This window comes from Ramlibacter sp. MAHUQ-53, assembly GCF_052600055.1.
The window spans coordinates 155,378-171,506 of record NZ_JBQWTS010000006.1; the positions used below are offsets into that span (position 1 = coordinate 155,378).

Sequence of the window (16,129 nt, forward strand, 5' to 3'; positions counted from 1 at the left end):
TACGATTTCCCCCCTTTTGTAAAACTTTAGTGCTCAAGCGAGCCAGGGAGGAAAGATGAAACAGCGTAGCGCACAGGGCTTCACCCTGATCGAACTGATGATCGTCGTGGCGATCGTCGGCATCCTGGCGGCCGTGGCCATGCCGACCTACAAGAACTACACCATCCGGGCCAAGTCGACCTCGTTGCTCCTGGCCCTTTCGAGCTGCCGCACGGCGGTGTCGGAGCTGTACCAGACTTCGACCGAAACCGATATCTCCAAGAAGCTGCCCCAGGTCTGCAGCATCGAGGCGTCGAAGTACGTGACCGCGGCGTCCGCGCCGGTCGATGCCAATGGCGCCATCACCGTGGTCGCCGACGAGAACACCCTCGGCGGCGACGTCACGTCGTCGGCCAATTCCATTGCCATGTGGCCCCTGTCCGCCACCGGCGCGGCGCTGAGTGGCACCGCGGACGGCGGCAAGACAGTGAGCGAATGGAAGTGCGGGCCCGCCAAGGGCAAGCCCTTCCCGGCCAAGTACCTGCCCGCCAGCTGCCAGGACGTGCAGCCGGGCTGATCCCGGCGCCCGTGCCGCTTACTGCGGCACCACCCCCGCCTTCTTCACCAGCGCCGCATACCGCGCCAGCTCCGCGCGGAAATGCGGCGCTGCTGCTTCAGGGGTGCCCAGGATCATGGTGTTGCCCTGCTTGGCCATCGCCTCGCGCACCTCGGGCGCCGAGTAGGCGGTGATGAAGGCCTGGTGCAGGCGCCTGACCAGGTCGGGCGCGAGACCCTTGGGCCCGACGGCGGCGACCCAGCCTTCCACGATGTACCTGGCGAAACCCTGCTCCGCCGCGGTGGGGATCTCCGGAGCCGCGGCGCTGCGCTGGGGCGAGGCGATGCACAGTGCGCGCAGCTGCCCGGCGCGCACCTGGCCCAGGGCGGCGGGCAGGGCCACCACGCCCCAGTCCACCTGGCCGCCCACCAGGTCCTGCAGCATCGGCCCGGTTCCGCGGTAGGGGATGTGGGTCGAGAAGGTCTCGGTGACGTCCTTGAACAACTCGGCGCCCAGGTGGAGGATGGTGCCGTTGCCCGAGGAGGCGAAGTTCAGCTTGCCGGGCCGCGACTTGAGCAGGTCGGCGAACTCGCGCAGGTTCTTCGCCGGCACCGAGGGGTTGACCACCAGCAGCATGGGCGTGGCGCAGACCACGCTGATCGGGGTGATGTCGGCCACCGGGTCGAAGGGCACCGACTTCAGCACCGAGGGGTAGATCACGTGGTTGTTCGACACCATGCCCAGGGTCTGGCCGTCGGGCGCCGACTTCACCAGGCTCGTGGTGCCCACCACGCCGCCCGCGCCGGGCTGGTTCTCCACGACCACCGTCTGACCCAGGGCCTTGCCCAGTTGCGCGGAGGCCGCGCGGGTGATGGCGTCCACGCCCGAGCCGGCGCTGACCGGCAGGATGATGCGCACCGGCCGGTCGGCCTGCGCGAGGCCGCTGCCGGCGGCGGTGGCGCCGAGCCAGCCCAGGGCCTGGCGGCGGGTGATCGTGAGGGGGGGCATGCGTCGTCTCCTGTCGTGTCGGTGCGCGGGCGGTTCAGGCGACCGCGCGGGTCTCGCGAAGCTGGGCGATGGTTGCGGCGTCGATCCCGAGGGCCGCGAGCAGTTCGTCCGTGTGCTGGCCCTGCGTCGGCGGCTGCTCGCGCACGCCCAGGCGCTCGCCGCCCATCGTGAAGGGCAGCAGCGCGGCGCGGGCCGTGGAGCCGGCGCGCGGGCCGTCGGTCAGGCGCACCTCGGCCAGGCCGCCGGTGGCCTGCAGGTGCGGGTCGTCGAACAGCTCCTCGGGCTTCACGATGGGCGCGAAGGGCAGGCCGGCGCGCTCGAAGCGCTCGGCCAGCTCGCGCGCGCTGAAGGCCGCGAGGCGCTGGCGCAGGGTGGGCAGCAGCTCGGCGTCGCGCAGCTCCACGCGGGCGTTGTTGGTGGCGTAGCGCGGGTCGGCCTGGAGGTCCGCAAAGCCGAGGATGTCGCAGAAGGTCTGCCACTGCGGGTCGCTCACCGCGGCCAGGAAGATCTGCTCGCCGTCCTTCACCGTGAAGACGTCATAGACCGCCCAGGCCGAGATGCGGTTCGGCATGGGCTCGGCCGGCTTGCCGGTGATGGCGTACTGCAGCATGTGCTGGCCGACCAGGAAGACGTTGTTCTCGAACAGCGCCGACTGCACCTCCTGGCCGCGGCCGGTGATGCCGCGCTGGATCAGCGCGCCCATGACGCCGATGGCGCCGAACAGGCCGCCCATGATGTCGTTCACGCTGGTGCCGGCGCGCAGCGGGTCGCCGGGGCGGCCGGTCATGTAGGCCAGGCCGCCCATCATCTGCACCACTTCGTCGAGCGCGGTGCGGTGGTCGTAGGGGCCGGGCAGGAAGCCCTTGAGGCTGGCGTAGATGATGCGCGGGTCCCGGGCCGAGAGGCTGGCGTAGTCCAGGCCGTACTTGGCCATGGAGCCGGGCTTGAAGTTCTCGGCCACCACGTCGGCCGTCGCGCAGAGCCGGCGCGCCACCTCGGCGCCCTTCGGGTCCTGCAGGTTGATGCGGATGCTCTTCTTGTTGCGGTTGAACATCGGGAAGAAGCCCGAGCCCGCGCCGAGCAGGTGGCGGGTGCGGTCGCCCTCGATGGGCTCGACCTTGATCACCTCGGCGCCGAGGTCGGCCAGCACCACGCCGCAGGTGGGGCCCATGACCATGTGGGTGAACTCGACGACGCGCAGGCCTTCGAGGGGGAGGGAGGTTTTCTTCTCGTTCATGCGTGGGATGGGGATTCCAGGGGCTCGCGCGGGGCAAGGGTCTTGGGCAGGCCGGCGCGGGCGATGCTGCCGCTCAGGCATTCTCCCGCCAGCCAGCCGGCCACCTTGGCGCGCAGCGCGAGCAGGCGCGGCAGGTCGATCCCGGTGGCGATGCCCATGCTGGCGAACAGGTAGGCCAGGTCCTCGGTAGCGACGTTGCCGCTGGCGCCGGGCGCGTGCGGGCAGCCGCCGAGGCCGGCCAGGCAGGCGTCGAAGCGGGTCTGGCCTTCGTGCAGCGCGGCCATCACGTTGGCGATGCCCAGGCCGCGGGTGTCGTGGAAGTGGGCGGCGTCGAGCTTGTCGCCGCAGACGGCGCGGGCCTGGCGGAACAGGTCGGCCACCTGGCGCGGGTCGGCGTAGCCCACCGTGTCGGCGATGCTCACGCGGTCCACGCCCAGGGCCAGCACGGCCTCCAGCAGGCGCAGCACCTCGGCCACCGGCACCTCGCCCTGCAGGGTGCAGCCCAGCGCGGTGCTGATGCCGACCTCGATGCGGATGTCGCTGCCGCGCTCGTTGCGGGCGCGGACCATCTCCGCCACCGAGGCCACGACCTCGTCCGGTGTGCGGCGCAGGTTGGCCAGGCTGTGCGCGTGGCTGGCCGACAGCGGCAGCAGCATCCAGTGCGCGCCGCTGGCCATGGCCGCCTCGGCGCCCTTGAGGTTGGGCACCAGCACCGACACGCTCAGGCCGGGCAGGGTGCGGGCATGGCTCACCAGGTCGGCGGTGTCGGCCAGCTGCGGGAGCAGGCGGGCGGGGACGAAGGAGCCGACCTCGATCTCGCGCACGCCGGCCTCCCAGGCCTCGCGGATCCATTCCTTCTTCTGCTCGGTGGGCAGGGTGCGGGCGATGGCCTGCAGGCCGTCGCGCAGGCCGACTTCGCGCAGGGTCACGCGGGGGGGCCAGGCGGTGGGATCCATGGGTCTTCCTCGGGCGGGGGTCTCTCGATGGCGCGAGTCTAGAGATTCTTTGATGGAAATCTTTTCATTTTTAGAATCCATCAAATTCCCAAAAAGAAAGCGAGCCGTGCACGACCTCGACCTGATTTCCCTGCGCGTCTTCGTGCAGGTGTGCGAGAGCCGCAGCCTGGGGCGTGCGGCCGACCGGGCGCGGCTGTCGGCCTCGTCGGTGAGCAAGCGGCTGACGCAGCTGGAGGACCGGGTGGGCGCGCGCCTGCTCGAGCGGCGGCGCCAGGGCGTGGTGCTCACGGCGGTGGGCGAACGGGTGCTGGAGCATGCCCGGGCCATCCTCCTGAGCGCGGACCGCATCGAGCGGGACGTGGCGCTGCAGGCCCGCGGCCTGCACGGCCGGGTGCAGCTGCTGGCCACGGGGGCGGTGATGCTGGAGTCGCTGGCGGCCGACCTGGCCCATTTTCTGGGCCAGCCCGCCCACCGCGACATCCGGGTCGACGTGGAGGAGATGGTCTCGCCCGCCGTGGTGGAGGGCGTGCGCGCCGGCGCGGCCTCGCTGGGCATCTGCTGGGATGCGATCGACCTGGGCGGCCTCAAGACCGAGCCCTACCGCAACGACCACCTCTGCGTGGCCGTGCCCCGGCGCCACCCGCTGACGCGGCTGCGACGGGTGCGTTATGCCGACATGCTGGACTTCGAGCAGGTGCGCATGCCCCTGAGCTCGCACCTGGAGCTGATGCTGCACCGGGAGGCGGCGCGGGTGGCCAAGGCGGTGAGCTACCGGGTGACGGTGCGCAGCTACGAGGCCGCGCTGCGCTTCGTCCAGGCCGGCTCGGCCGTGGCCCTGGTGCCGCGCGAGGTGGCGCAGATCTACGGGGAGGCGCTGGCCGTGGAGCTGCTGCCGCTGCACGAGCCCTGGGTGCGGCGCCAGTTCGTGCTGTGCCACCGGGGGCGTGAGACCCTGCCGCCGGCAGCCCTGCTGCTGCTGGAGGCCCTGCGGGCGAAGGCCTGAGGGTCTCCGGGGGCCGTCAGCGGTAGAACGCCTCGACCTGGCCCTTGAGCTTGATCATCAGCGGGTTGCCCTTGCGGTCCACGGTCTTGCCGGCGGGGACCTTGATCCAGCCCTCGCTCACGCAGTACTCCTCGACGTCGTGGCGCTCCTTGCCGTTGAAGCGAATGCCCACGTCGTGCTGGAACACGGCCGCGACGTAGTGCGGGCTGCGCGGGTCGATGGAGAGGTGGTCGGGGAGTGCGGGGCGATCGGGGCTTTGGGTGGCGTCAGTCATGGCGCCGGATTGTCCCGCATCGCGGGCCGTGCCCGGCGCGCGGTGATCAGCTTCCGCCCTTGCCGGCCGCGGCCGCACGCAGCTTGTCCTTCTTGCTCGGGCGCTTGCCCTTGATGCCGCCGGTGCCGGGCGGCAGCTTGCCGGGCGCCTGGCCAGGCGCGGGCGCGGCCTCGGCGGGCGAGGGGTCCGTCGGCTCGAAGCCCGGCACCTGCTCGCGCGGCAGCACCAGCCCCTGGCGCTTCTCGATCAGCCGGAAATGCGCCTCGGTGGCGGCACTGACGAAGCTGATCGCCTGCCCGCTGGCGCCGGCGCGCCCGGTGCGGCCGATGCGGTGGGTGTAGTCGGTGGGCGAGCGCGGCAGGTCGTAGTTCACCACCACCGGCAGCTCGGGGATGTCGATGCCGCGCGCCGCCAGGTCGGTGGTGACCACGATGTCGAAGCCGCCGTCGCGGAACTGGCGCAGCACCTCGTTGCGCTGACCCTGGGTCAGGTCGCCGTGCAGCGGCGTGGCGTAGAGGCCGGCGTTGTACAGCTTCAGCGCCACATGCTCGGCGGCATGCCGGGTGGCGACGAAGACCAGCACCCGGTCCCAGCCGCCCTCCTGCACCAGGTGCTTGAGCAGGGCGGTGCGGCGGGCCGCGTCGACCTGGATCGCGCGCTGCACGATGGCGGGTACCGGCGCGTCGGCTGCGGTGAGCTCCACCCGCACCGGGTCGCGCAGCAGCGGCTCGGCCAGGGCCTGCACCGCCGGCGGAAAGGTGGCCGAGAAGAACAGGTTCTGGCGCCGCGCCGGCAGCAGGGCCAGCACGCGGGCCAGCTCCTCGGCGAAGCCGAGGTCCAGCAGGCGGTCGGCCTCGTCGAGCACCAGCACCTCGACGTCGGACAGCCGCAGCGCGTTGCGATCGAGCAGGTCCAGCAAGCGGCCGGGCGTGGCGACCACCACGTCCGCGCCGCCGCGCAGGCCCATCATCTGCGGGTTGACCGAGACGCCGCCGAACAGCACCGCCACCTTGGGCGGCCGCGCCGCGTCACGCGACAGGCTGCGGAACACCTCGCCCACCTGCGCGGCGAGTTCGCGGGTGGGCACCAGCACCAGGGCGCGCACGCGGCGCCGGCCCTCGGCGGGGCGGGCCAGCAGGCGCTCGAGCACCGGCAGGGCGAAGGCGCCGGTCTTGCCGGAGCCGGTCTGCGCCAGGCCCAGCAGGTCGGCGCCGCGCAGCACGGCGGGGATGGCCTGGGCCTGGATCGGGGTCGGTTCGGCAAAGCCGAGCTTCGCGCCGGCCTGCACCAGCGCCGGGGACAGGCCCAGGGAGTCGAAGGACATGGGGTTCACCGCTTCTCAGGGTGCGCGGTGCAGGCGCGGTGCGCTGAGCAGGGCATGGTTCTCGTCGATGGCCAGGTCCACGTCGCGCCAGCGGCCGGCCAGCTGGGCGGCGGCCATGGCCGTGCGCAGGGCGTTGAGGTCCTTCACGCTGGGCGCGACCTTGATCTGCGCGATCGCGGCGGCGGTGTTGCCCGTCCGCAGCACCGCCATCACCTTGACCGCCCATTCGCTCTTGCGCGCCACCATCGTCTGTCGTCCTGATCCAAAGCACCGATTGTCCGCCATGCGTGCGCCATTCCCACCCGGGTGGCCGCGCCGGGGCCGCCGCGGCGGCGCCAAGGCTGCGCTGCGGCCGGGCATGGCGGACAATCGACCATGCCCGCGACCGACTTCTCGACCCTTCCCCTGTCTCCCGCCACCCTGGCCAACCTTCAGCGCCTGGGCTACCTGGCGATGACCCCCATCCAGGCCGCCAGCCTGCCGACGGCCCTGCTCGGCAAGGACCTGATCGCCCAGGCCAAGACCGGCAGCGGCAAGACCGCCGCCTTCGCACTCGCCCTGCTGGCCAACCTCAACCCGCGCCGCTTCGCGGTGCAGACGCTGGTGCTGTGCCCCACGCGCGAGCTGGCCGACCAGGTCACGGCCGAGATCCGCCGGCTGGCGCGGGCCGAGGACAACATCAAGGTCGTCACCCTGTGCGGCGGCGTGCCGCTGCGCGGGCAGGTGACGACGCTGGGCCATGGCGCCCACATCGTGGTCGGCACGCCGGGCCGGGTGATGGACCACCTGGACCGCGGCAGCCTGCAGCTCGACGCGCTCAACACCCTGGTGCTGGACGAGGCCGACCGCATGCTCGACATGGGCTTCTTCGACGACATCGCCAAGGTCGCCAGCCAGTGCCCGGCGCAGCGCCAGACCCTGCTGTTCTCCGCCACCTACCCCGAGGGCATCGCCAAGCTGGCCAGCCGCTTCATGCGCGAGCCGGTCACGGTGAAGGTGGAGGCCCAGCACACCGGCGGCCAGATCGAGCAGCGCTGGTACGAGGTGGCCGAGCGCGAGCGCATCCCGGCGGTGAGCCAGCTGCTGCTGCACTTCCGCCCGGCCAGCACGCTGGCCTTCTGCAATACCAAGGCGCGCTGCCGCGACCTCGTCGCCGCCCTGCAGGCCGAGGGCTTCCATGCCCTGGCCCTGTACGGTGAACTGGAGCAGCGCGAGCGCGACCAGGTGCTGGTGCGCTTCGCCAACCGCAGCTGCTCGGTGCTGGTGGCCACCGACGTGGCCGCGCGCGGGCTGGACATCGCCAGCCTGGCGGCGGTGATCAACGTCGACGTGACGCCCGACCCCGAGGTGCATGTGCACCGCATCGGTCGCACCGGCCGCGCGGGCGAGAGCGGCCTGGCGCTGAGCCTGGCCAGCCTGGACGAGATGGGCGCGGTCGGCCGCATCGACCAGCTGCAGGGCCGCGAGAGCGAATGGCACCCGCTGTCCGAGCTCAAGCCCGCCCCGGGCGGCCCGCTGGTGCCGCCGATGGCCACGCTGCAGATCCAGGCCGGCCGCAAGGACAAGATCCGCGCGGGCGACGTGCTGGGCGCGCTCACCGCCGACCTGGGCTACACCCGCGAGCAGGTGGGCAAGATCGACATCAACGACTTCTCGACCTATGTCGCGGTGGAGCGCAGCATCGCGGCGCAGGCGGCCAGCCGCCTGAATGCGGCGCGCATCAAGGGCCGTGGCGTGAAGGTGCGGCTGCTGGACGGGGCCTGAGGCGCCCGGCCCCCTTCACGACCCGGCGGCCGGCGCCGGCCGGCGGGACGGTCGGGCGGCGGTGACCCGCCGCAGCGTATCGATGAAGTTGCGGCTCACCCCGCGCAGGTGTGCGGGGTTCCAGGCGATCGCCAGCCCGGTCTCGCAGGCCGGGGTCGGGTGGGCCAGCTTGATCAGGCGCGCATTGCCGGGCTTGTGGTGGGCGGCCACGGCCGGCACCAGGCCGACGCCGAGGCCGCTCTCGACCAGGGTGATCACGGTCTGCACCTGGATCGCTTCCTGCACGATGTTCGGGGAGAACCCGGCTTCCCGGCAGGCATTGACCACCGCCATGTGCAGCATCGGCGACTCGGCATGGGAATAGTTGATGAAGGGCGCCGCGGCGAGCCGCGCCAGCGGGAGGCTGCGGGCCTTCGCCGGCGGTGCCCACGGGCTGTCGTTGGGCAGGACCGCCACCAGCTGGTCACGCTCCACCGGGGTGAGCACGACGTGCGGGCTGAAGACGGCGGGGGTCCGCACCAGCCCCAGGTCCATCTCGCCTTGCTCGATCAACTGCAGGATCCGGCGGCCGGCGGATTCCTGGAGCGACAGCACGACGTCGGGGAACTCGGTGCGGAAGGCCCGCACGACCTTGGGCAGCAGCGTGTAGCTGGCCGAACCGACGAAGCCGATGGACAGGTGGCCGAACGTGCCGTCGACCGCGGCCCGGGCATTGTGCAGGGCCTGGTCGAGGTGCTGGACCGCCTTGCGGGCCTCGGCGAGCGCAGCCTCGCCGGACGGGGTGAGCCGGACATGGCGCGTGGTGCGCTCGAACAGGGGCGTGCCGAACTCCTCCTCGAGGCGGCGGATCGACGCCGACAGCGCGGGCTGCACGATGTTCAGCCGCTCCGCGGCCTTGCGGAAATTGAGCAGTTCGCCGAGCGCGAGGAAATGCCGAAGCTGCCGGTCGTTCATGGGGAGCCTTGCCGGGCGGGAGCCTGAGGCTGATCGCGAAATGCGATCAATCCGTCGAAATATTGTATTGGCTTGTGATCGATGCCAGTCCTATCGTGGCGGCCATCCCTTCACTACTGGCCTGTACGCCGACCATGCTGCCCCTCGACGGAATCCGGATCATCGACTTCTGCAATGTCGTGATGGGCCCCTACGCGACCCAGCTCCTGGCGTCCTACGGCGCCGACGTGATCAAGATCGAGCCGCCCGAGGGGGACGACTCCCGTCGCACCGGGGTCTCGACCGAGAAGGACATGGCCTCGCTGTTCCTGGGGGTCAACCGCGGCAAGCGCAGCCTCGTGCTGGACCTCAAGGACCCGGCCTCGCGGCCGCTGCTGGCGCGGCTGATCTGCTCGGCCGATGTCCTCGTCCACAACATCCGGCCCCAGAAGCTGCATGCCCTGGGCCTGGCTGCCGACCAGGCCCGCGCCCTGAACCCCCGCCTGGTGCATGTCAGCCTGACCGGCTTCGGGCAGGACGGCCCCTACGGCGGCAAGCCGGCCTACGACGACATCATCCAGGGCATGTCCGGCCTGGCCGCGCTGGCCGGGCGACACGGCCAGCGTGCGCCGCATTACCTGCCCACCATCGTCGCGGACAAGACCGTCGGCGCGATGGCCGCGGGCGCCATCCTGGCCGCCGTGGTGCGGCGCGAGCGCCAGGGCGGGGGCTGCACGGTCGAAGTGCCGATGTTCGAGTCGATCGTGTCGTACACCCTGGTGGAACACATGCACGGCCGGACCTTCGCCGGCCGCGACGGAACGATGGGCTATCCACGGGCCCTCGGGCGGTGGCGCAAGCCGTTCGCGACGCGCGACGGCTATCTCTGCGTGATGCCTTACACCGACCGCCACTGGCGCGACCTGCTGCACGATGCCGGCCGCGCCGACCTGGTGGACGACCCCCGGTTCGCCAACATCGCGGCGCGCAGTGAACACACCGATTTCGTGTACGAGACGCTGGCCTCGCTGCTGGCGCTGCGGCCGACCGCCGACTGGCTCGAGCGGCTCGGGGCCCTGGAGATCCCGGCGGCAGCCGTCTGCGAGCCGGAAGACCTGCCGGGCGATCCGCACCTGCAGGCGGTGGGTTACTTCCAGCGGATCGACGACCCGGTGATGGGGCCTCTCTGCTTTCCCGGCGCGCCCGTCCTGTTCGACGGGGTCCGGCCTGAGCTGGGCGTGCCGCCGCGCCTGGGCGAACACACCGAGGCGCTCATCGCCGAGCTGGCCGGCCGACCGGCGCCCGCCGCGACCTGAACCGCGGCCAGGCCGCCCTTCCCGTTTTTCCCTTCGACGAGAGCGACACCCGATGGACACCCAGAGCACCCCCACCCCTACCCCCACCCTGATCGGCCGCGGCTACTACTGGCAGGACCTGGCGCCCGGGCAGGAATTCGTGACCTACGGGCGCACCCTGACGGAGACCGACCTGATGAACTTCATCACCGTCACCGGCATGACCGAGGTGATCTTCACCGACATCCTCCACCAGGGCGCCATGACGGGGCGCGTCGTCCCGGCGGCGCTGACGTACACGCTGATCGAGGGCCTGCTGGTCCAGGGAATGATCCAGGGCACGGGGATGGCCCTGCTCGAGGTCGAGAAGAAAATCCTGGCGCCGGTGCGCGTCGGCGACACCGTCCACGGCCATGTGCGCATCACGGGCATCCGCCCGACTTCCAAGCACGGGCGGGCGGTCGTGGCATCCGAGGTGGCCATCATCAACCAGGACGACGTGACCGTCATGCGCTACGTGGCCAAGCGCCTGCTGGCGGGCGACCCCGGGCGGGGCGCGGCCTGAACCGATCACCCATGACAAGAGGAGACAGAGCCCATGAAACCTGAACCTTCGCGCCGTACGCTCATGGCCGCCCTGGCGGGGCTGGCCGCCGCCCTCGCAGCGCCGGCCCTGGCCAGCAACGCCCCGACGGACCGCGCCATCCAGCTCGTCGTCGGCTTTTCGGCCGGTGGGCCGGCGGACCTCGTCGCCCGTACCTTGTCCAAGGCCCTGGGCGGCGCGCTGGGCACCAGCGTCGTGGTGGAAAACCGGCCAGGCGCCGATGGCGGCATCGCCGCGGCCCAGGTGGCCCGCGCCAAGCCGGACGGCTTCACGCTCCTGCTCGCGCCGAGCACTCACGCCATCAATGCCTCCCTCTACCGGAAGCTGCCGTTCGACTCGGTCAGGGACTTCACCGCGGTGACCCTGGTCGGCGAGTCGCCCAACATCGTCGCGGTGAATGCCGGCTTGCCAGTGAGGTCCATCCCCGAACTGGTCAGCCACGCGAAGTCGGCCAACCCGCCCCTGAACTACGCCTCCAGCTCCAGCATCACGCAGTTCGCGACCGAGCTGTTCAACCTGAGCGCGGGCACCCGCATGACCCGCATTCCGTACAAGGGCGCCGGGCAGGCCATGCCTGCGCTCCTGTCGGGCGAAGTGCCGGTGATGGTCTCCAGCATGATGACGCTGCTGCCCCATGTGAAGTCCGGCCGCATCCGGGCGCTCGCGGTCACCAGCAGCTCGCGCGTGAAGATCGCGCCGGAGATCCCCACGGTGGCCGAGTCCGGCCTGCCGGGGTACTCCGCCAGCACCTGGTACGGGCTGCTGGCCCCGGCCGGGACGCCGCGCCCGGTGGTGGAGCGCATCGACCAGGCCCTGAAGAAGGTCCTCGCGGACGCCACGATCGTCGCCACGCTCGAAGCGCAGGGGCTGGTGCTTGAGCAGCAGGTCCGCGATCCCGCCGCCTTCCAGGCCTACCTGCAGGCAGAGGTGAACAAGTGGCGCCCGGTCGTCGAGGCGACCGGGGTGTCCCTCGAGTGATGCCGCGTGCGCGGCCGGGCCCGCCCGCCGGCCTCAGCGCACCCCGGCCACCACCCGCAGCACTTCCTCGCCGTAGGCCTCGAGCTTCTTGGCGCCCAGGCCGCTGATGCCCTGCAGGTCGTCCAGGCTGTGCGGGTCCTGCGCGGCGATGGCGGCGAGCGTGGCGTCCTGGAACACCACGTAGGCCGGCAGGTTGTGCGCCCGCGCCACCTCGGCCCGCCAGGCCCGCAGGGCGGCGAAGCGCGCCTGGCCGGCCTCGGTGAGCCCCGCGACCACCGCCGCCGCCGCGGGCTTGGCCGTGGCGGTGCGGCGGCCCCGCGAGGCGGGCGCGGCCACGGCCTCGCGCAGCATGACCTGCTGCTCACCGCGCAGCACCGCGCGCGAGCCCTCGGTGAGCTGCAGGGTGTTGAAGGCCGAGGCATCGACCGACAGCGCGCCGACGGCGATCAGCTGGCGCAGCACGCCGCGCAGCTGCGCCTCGCTGAACTCCGCGCCGATGCCGAAGGTCGAGACCTGCTCGTGGCCGAACTGCTTGACCTTCTCCGTCGCCTTGCCGCGCAGGATGTCCATGACGTGGCCGGCGCCGAAGCTGATGCCACTGAGCTGCTGCACGCGGTAGATGGTGGACAGCAGCTTGCGCGCGGCGTCGGTGCCGTCCCAGACCTGGGGCGGGTTCAGGCAGTTGTCGCAGTTGCCGCAGGGCTGGCTGGCCTCGCCGAAGTACCCGAGCAGCCGCACGCGGCGGCAGTCGGTGGCCTCCGCCAGGGCGAGCAGGGCATCGAGCTTGCCGCGCATGACCTGCTTGAACTCCTCGCCGGCGGGGCTCTCGTCGATCATGCGGCGCTGGTTCACCACGTCCTGCAGGCCGTAGGCCATCCAGGCGGCGGCGGGCAGTCCGTCGCGCCCCGCGCGGCCGGTCTCCTGGTAGTAGCCCTCGATGTTCTTGGGCATGTCCAGGTGGGCGACGAAGCGCACGTCGGGCTTGTCGATGCCCATGCCGAAGGCGATGGTGGCGACCATCACGATGCCGTCCTCGCGCAGGAAGCGGTCCTGGTGGCGCTGGCGCACCTCGGCATCGAGGCCGGCGTGGTAGGGCAGGGCGTTGATGCCCTGCTCCTTGAGCGAGGCCGCGGTGTCCTCGACCCGCTTGCGCGACTGGCAGTAGACGACGCCCGCCTCGCCCGCATGCTCGTTCTCGATGAAGCGCAGCAGCTGCAGCGACGGGTCCTTCTTCTCGACGATGGTGTAGGAGATGTTCGGCCGGTCGAAGCTGGAGACGAACTGGCGCGCCTCCTCGAGCTGCAGGCGCTCGACGATGTCCTGCCGCGTGAGCGCGTCGGCCGTGGCGGTGAGGGCGATGCGCGGCACGCCGGCATAGCGTTCGTGCAGCACGGTGAGGGCGCGGTATTCCGGGCGGAAATCGTGGCCCCACTGGCTCACGCAGTGCGCCTCGTCGATCGCGAAGAGCGACAGCAGCCCGCGCTCGTGCAGCGAGTCCAGCTGCGCCAGGAAGCGCGGCGTGGTCACGCGCTCGGGCGCCGCATACAGCAGGGTGATTTCGCCGCGCAGCATGCGCCGCTCGACCGCGCTGGCCTCCTCGCCGCTGAGGGTGGAGTTGAGGAAAGCGGCCTCCACGCCGGCCTCGTGCAGGGCGCCGACCTGGTCGTGCATCAGCGCGATCAGGGGCGAGACGACGATCGTCACGCCGTGCCCGGCGCGCTGGCGCACGATGGCGGGCACCTGGTAGCACAGCGACTTGCCGCCGCCGGTGGGCATGAGGACCAGGGCATCGCCGCCGGCGCTGACGTGGTCGATGATGGCGGCCTGCGGGCCGCGGAACTGCTCGTAGCCGAACACCTCGCGCAGCACGGCGAGGGGGGCGGAGGCGGGGGAATTCAGGAGAGCGGACAAGATCCGGGAATTGTCGTCGCAACGCCCGGGGGTGTGTCATCGGATCCCCCGGCCCCGCGCCGGACCCTGCCAGTTCCTACAATCACGGGGATCATGAGCTCCCCCATCGCCTACACCCGCGGCCAGGCCCTGCCCGGCATCCTCGCCCAGCGCATCGCCCTCATCGACGGTGCCATGGGCACGATGATCCAGCGCCTGCGCCTGACCGAGGAACAGGTGCGCGGCGAGCGCTTCGCCGACCACGGCGTGGACGTGAAGAACAACGGCGAGCTCCTGAGCCTGACCCGCCCGGACGTGATCCGCGACATCCACGAGGGCTTCCTGGCCGCCGGCGCGGACCTGATCGAGACCAACACCTTCGGCGCCACCTCCATCGCCCAGGACGATTACGAGCTCGGCCACCTGGCGCGCGAGCTGAACCTGGCCTCCGCGAAGGTGGCCCGCGAGGCCGCCGACAAGTTCTCCACCCCGGACAAGCCGCGCTTCGTCGCCGGCGCCCTCGGCCCCACGCCGCGCACTGCCAGCATCAGCCCCGACGTCAACGACCCGGGCGCGCGCAACGTCACCTTCGAGCAGCTGCGCGCCGCCTACTTCGAGCAGGTGCAGGCGCTGGTGGAGGGCGGGGTGGACCTGATCCTGGTCGAGACCATCTTCGACACGCTGAACGCCAAGGCTGCCCTGTTCGCGATCGACGAGTACTTCGAGCAATCGGGCGAGCGCCTGCCGATCATCATCAGCGGCACGGTGACCGACGCCTCCGGCCGCATCCTCAGCGGCCAGACCGTCACCGCCTTCTGGTACTCGGTGCGCCATGCGAAGCCGCTGGCCGTGGGCCTGAACTGCGCGCTGGGCGCGGCCCTGATGCGCCCCTACATCCAGGAGCTGGCCAAGGTGGCCGGCGACACCTACATCAGCTGCTACCCCAACGCCGGCCTGCCCAACCCCATGAGCGAGACCGGCTTCGACGAGACCCCCGAGGTCACGGCACGCCTGCTGCGGGAGTTCGCGGCCGAGGGGCTGATCAACATCGTCGGCGGCTGCTGCGGCACCACGCCGGAGCACATCGCCGCCATCGGCCAGGCCGTCGCGCCGCTGGCCGCTCGCAGCGTGCGCAAGGACTTCTTCTACAGGGACGCCGCGTAAGGCACGGGCGCGGCGCGGGCCTCACAGCACGTGGGGCTCGCCCACCTTCTGCGCGATGCAGCGGGTGACCGGCTGCAGGGACTGGCCGTCCCGCACGTCCTCCTCGGTGGCCGACTTCACCACGAAGCGCTGGTTCGGCAGCACCATGACCTCGCCCTCGTGCACCGTGGACAGCGCGTTGTAGAGGCTGAAGTGGACGGCCTTGACCCGCTGGCCCTCACCGCCGCGCATGACCAGGTGCACGTTGTAGCTGCGCAAGTCGGGCGTGACCCGCAGCACGTAGCTGCCCTCCGCCCGCACCGTGGCCGAGATGGGGCGGCTGAATTCGAATCCGGTGCCGGGTGCCAGCGGCAGGGCCTTGGTGCCCACCCACCCCTTGTGCACGTCGTCGCCCGTCACGCGGGCGTCGGGGAAGGCCCACAGGCGCTCGATGGCCTCGGTGAACGGCGCCGTCACGTCCTCCACCAGCAGGGCCACGTCCAAGGTGGCATGCATCGTCTTCAGGATGGAGGCCGCCCGGTAGAAGTTGAAGGAGCCGGTGGCGAAGTGGGCGTAGTCGCGGAGCTGGACCACGGTGCGCAGGTCCAGCCCGCGGTCGCCGGCCTGCTCGCGCATGCGCTCGACCTCGCGGCGCTCCTGCGGGGTGGGCAGCAGGATGCCCAGGGCCTTGTGGTCACCCGAACGGGTGGCCGCGGCATAGACCATGGCCTGCGCCCGACGGGTGGGGTGCTGCACCATGCGGGAGAACACCTTGCCCGACTCGGATTTCAGCGCGGCGTGGCCCGGCACGTCGGGGTCGGCATCGGGGGTGAAGGCCCGCAGCAGCCGGGGCGCGTGTTCCAGCGTCGTCGAGAGGTTGGCGTTGATGGTGCGGTTCAGGCGCAGGGTGTCCTGCTCCTCGGGCGAAAGGCCGGAGCGGGCCTGCGACCCCAGGGCCCGCCACTCCTCCGCCAGGGACTCGGCGAACTCCTCGTGCAGGCGCTCGATCGAATCGGCCCGGTGGGCCGAGGGGTGGTGGGGGTCGAGGTCAGACAGGCGGCTGCACAGGGCGTAGTTGAGCGAGGTCAGCGAGGACGACGAGCTGGCGGCCCGGGGCGTCGCCACTTGGGCGGCGTGGACCAGGGTGGGGGCGAGGAAGCGTTGGCTGGTGGTCTTGAACATGGC

General features: G+C 71.4%; 16 protein-coding genes. 7 read left to right on the forward strand and 9 right to left on the reverse strand.

The features are described 5' to 3' along the window. Positions 1-55: 55 nt before the first annotated feature. Positions 56-556 carry a pilin gene (locus ACT80S_RS11165; RefSeq protein ID WP_377415709.1) on the forward strand — a complete coding sequence of 167 codons (501 nt, stop codon included), beginning with the start codon at positions 56-58 and terminating at the stop codon, positions 554-556. Between the two features lie 18 nt (positions 557-574). On the opposite strand, the gene ACT80S_RS11170 is transcribed toward ACT80S_RS11165, so the two are convergent. The 3 genes from ACT80S_RS11170 to ACT80S_RS11180 are packed head-to-tail and all read right to left on the reverse strand — an operon-like array spanning position 575 to position 3,736. Then, complete coding sequence (locus ACT80S_RS11170) at positions 575-1,543, reverse strand: Bug family tripartite tricarboxylate transporter substrate binding protein (protein WP_377415711.1); 969 nt, start codon at positions 1,541-1,543, stop codon at positions 575-577. Between the two features lie 34 nt (positions 1,544-1,577). Further along, on the reverse strand, positions 1,578-2,780 hold the full coding sequence (locus ACT80S_RS11175) for a CaiB/BaiF CoA transferase family protein (RefSeq protein WP_377415712.1): 1,203 nt from the start codon (positions 2,778-2,780) through the stop codon (positions 1,578-1,580). Further along, complete coding sequence (locus ACT80S_RS11180) at positions 2,777-3,736, reverse strand: hydroxymethylglutaryl-CoA lyase (protein ID WP_377415713.1); 960 nt, start codon at positions 3,734-3,736, stop codon at positions 2,777-2,779. Before ACT80S_RS11180 ends, ACT80S_RS11175 begins: the two co-directional genes overlap by 4 nt. Positions 3,737-3,842: 106 nt before the next feature. On the opposite strand from ACT80S_RS11180, the gene ACT80S_RS11185 reads away from it, so the two are divergent. Beyond that, positions 3,843-4,739, forward strand: a complete 897-nt coding sequence (locus ACT80S_RS11185) for a LysR family transcriptional regulator (protein ID WP_377415714.1) — start codon at positions 3,843-3,845, stop codon at positions 4,737-4,739. 16 nt (positions 4,740-4,755) lie between these two features. Here the strand turns inward: ACT80S_RS11185 and ACT80S_RS11190 are convergent, their stop codons facing one another. Genes ACT80S_RS11190 through ACT80S_RS11200 form a run of 3 tightly spaced genes read right to left on the reverse strand, consistent with a single transcriptional unit; the run spans position 4,756 to position 6,583 of the window. Further along, the gene (locus ACT80S_RS11190; RefSeq protein ID WP_377415715.1) at positions 4,756-5,013 is read right to left on the reverse strand and encodes a DUF3297 family protein; all 258 of its coding nucleotides are present in this window, start codon (positions 5,011-5,013) and stop codon (positions 4,756-4,758) included. Positions 5,014-5,059: 46 nt separating this feature from the next. Then, the gene (locus tag ACT80S_RS11195; RefSeq protein WP_377415716.1) at positions 5,060-6,337 is read right to left on the reverse strand and encodes a DEAD/DEAH box helicase; all 1,278 of its coding nucleotides are present in this window, start codon (positions 6,335-6,337) and stop codon (positions 5,060-5,062) included. A gap of 15 nt (positions 6,338-6,352) precedes the next feature. Further along, positions 6,353-6,583: a hypothetical protein gene (locus tag ACT80S_RS11200; protein ID WP_377415717.1), complete on the reverse strand. Its 231-nt coding sequence runs from the start codon at positions 6,581-6,583 to the stop codon at positions 6,353-6,355. Positions 6,584-6,712: 129 nt separating this feature from the next. On the opposite strand from ACT80S_RS11200, the gene dbpA reads away from it, so the two are divergent. Next, on the forward strand, positions 6,713-8,101 hold the full coding sequence (gene dbpA, locus ACT80S_RS11205; RefSeq protein ID WP_377415719.1) for an ATP-dependent RNA helicase DbpA: 1,389 nt from the start codon (positions 6,713-6,715) through the stop codon (positions 8,099-8,101). Positions 8,102-8,116: 15 nt separating this feature from the next. Here the strand turns inward: dbpA and ACT80S_RS11210 are convergent, their stop codons facing one another. Next, positions 8,117-9,055, reverse strand: coding sequence for a LysR family transcriptional regulator (locus tag ACT80S_RS11210; protein ID WP_377415720.1), 939 nt, complete (start codon positions 9,053-9,055; stop codon positions 8,117-8,119). A 134-nt stretch (positions 9,056-9,189) separates the two neighbouring features. On the opposite strand from ACT80S_RS11210, the gene ACT80S_RS11215 reads away from it, so the two are divergent. The 3 genes from ACT80S_RS11215 to ACT80S_RS11225 are packed head-to-tail and all read left to right on the forward strand — an operon-like array spanning position 9,190 to position 11,911. Beyond that, on the forward strand, positions 9,190-10,350 hold the full coding sequence (locus tag ACT80S_RS11215; protein WP_377415722.1) for a CaiB/BaiF CoA transferase family protein: 1,161 nt from the start codon (positions 9,190-9,192) through the stop codon (positions 10,348-10,350). A 52-nt stretch (positions 10,351-10,402) separates the two neighbouring features. Beyond that, complete coding sequence (locus ACT80S_RS11220; protein WP_377415724.1) at positions 10,403-10,894, forward strand: MaoC family dehydratase; 492 nt, start codon at positions 10,403-10,405, stop codon at positions 10,892-10,894. Between the two features lie 33 nt (positions 10,895-10,927). After that, positions 10,928-11,911, forward strand: coding sequence for a tripartite tricarboxylate transporter substrate binding protein (locus ACT80S_RS11225; RefSeq protein WP_377415726.1), 984 nt, complete (start codon positions 10,928-10,930; stop codon positions 11,909-11,911). Between the two features lie 33 nt (positions 11,912-11,944). Here ACT80S_RS11225 and recQ read toward each other — a convergent pair whose 3' ends face one another. Then, positions 11,945-13,822, reverse strand: a complete 1,878-nt coding sequence (recQ, locus tag ACT80S_RS11230; RefSeq protein ID WP_377415728.1) for a DNA helicase RecQ — start codon at positions 13,820-13,822, stop codon at positions 11,945-11,947. 93 nt (positions 13,823-13,915) lie between these two features. Between recQ and ACT80S_RS11235 the strand changes: the two genes are divergently transcribed. Beyond that, positions 13,916-14,965 (forward strand): homocysteine S-methyltransferase family protein, encoded by a 1,050-nt coding sequence (locus ACT80S_RS11235; protein WP_377415730.1) that lies wholly within the window; start codon positions 13,916-13,918, stop codon positions 14,963-14,965. Between the two features lie 21 nt (positions 14,966-14,986). Here ACT80S_RS11235 and ACT80S_RS11240 read toward each other — a convergent pair whose 3' ends face one another. After that, a complete protein-coding gene (locus ACT80S_RS11240; protein WP_377415732.1) occupies positions 14,987-16,126 on the reverse strand; it encodes a hypothetical protein in 1,140 nt (379 codons plus the stop codon). Positions 16,127-16,129: the final 3 nt, after the last annotated feature.

Bases quoted from the DNA above. Each gene is read 5' to 3' on its own strand.
- ACT80S_RS11165 (WP_377415709.1), top strand. From the start codon at position 56: ATGAAACAGCGTAGCGCACAGGGCTTCACCCTGATCGAACTGATGATC.
- ACT80S_RS11170 (WP_377415711.1), bottom strand. From the start codon at position 1,543: ATGCCCCCCCTCACGATCACCCGCCGCCAGGCCCTGGGCTGGCTCGGC.
- ACT80S_RS11175 (WP_377415712.1), bottom strand. From the start codon at position 2,780: ATGAACGAGAAGAAAACCTCCCTCCCCCTCGAAGGCCTGCGCGTCGTC.
- ACT80S_RS11180 (WP_377415713.1), bottom strand. From the start codon at position 3,736: ATGGATCCCACCGCCTGGCCCCCCCGCGTGACCCTGCGCGAAGTCGGC.
- ACT80S_RS11190 (WP_377415715.1), bottom strand. From the start codon at position 5,013: ATGACTGACGCCACCCAAAGCCCCGATCGCCCCGCACTCCCCGACCAC.
- ACT80S_RS11195 (WP_377415716.1), bottom strand. From the start codon at position 6,337: ATGTCCTTCGACTCCCTGGGCCTGTCCCCGGCGCTGGTGCAGGCCGGC.
- ACT80S_RS11200 (WP_377415717.1), bottom strand. From the start codon at position 6,583: ATGGTGGCGCGCAAGAGCGAATGGGCGGTCAAGGTGATGGCGGTGCTG.
- dbpA (WP_377415719.1), top strand. From the start codon at position 6,713: ATGCCCGCGACCGACTTCTCGACCCTTCCCCTGTCTCCCGCCACCCTG.
- ACT80S_RS11210 (WP_377415720.1), bottom strand. From the start codon at position 9,055: ATGAACGACCGGCAGCTTCGGCATTTCCTCGCGCTCGGCGAACTGCTC.
- ACT80S_RS11215 (WP_377415722.1), top strand. From the start codon at position 9,190: ATGCTGCCCCTCGACGGAATCCGGATCATCGACTTCTGCAATGTCGTG.
- ACT80S_RS11220 (WP_377415724.1), top strand. From the start codon at position 10,403: ATGGACACCCAGAGCACCCCCACCCCTACCCCCACCCTGATCGGCCGC.
- ACT80S_RS11225 (WP_377415726.1), top strand. From the start codon at position 10,928: ATGAAACCTGAACCTTCGCGCCGTACGCTCATGGCCGCCCTGGCGGGG.
- ACT80S_RS11235 (WP_377415730.1), top strand. From the start codon at position 13,916: ATGAGCTCCCCCATCGCCTACACCCGCGGCCAGGCCCTGCCCGGCATC.
- ACT80S_RS11240 (WP_377415732.1), bottom strand. From the start codon at position 16,126: ATGTTCAAGACCACCAGCCAACGCTTCCTCGCCCCCACCCTGGTCCAC.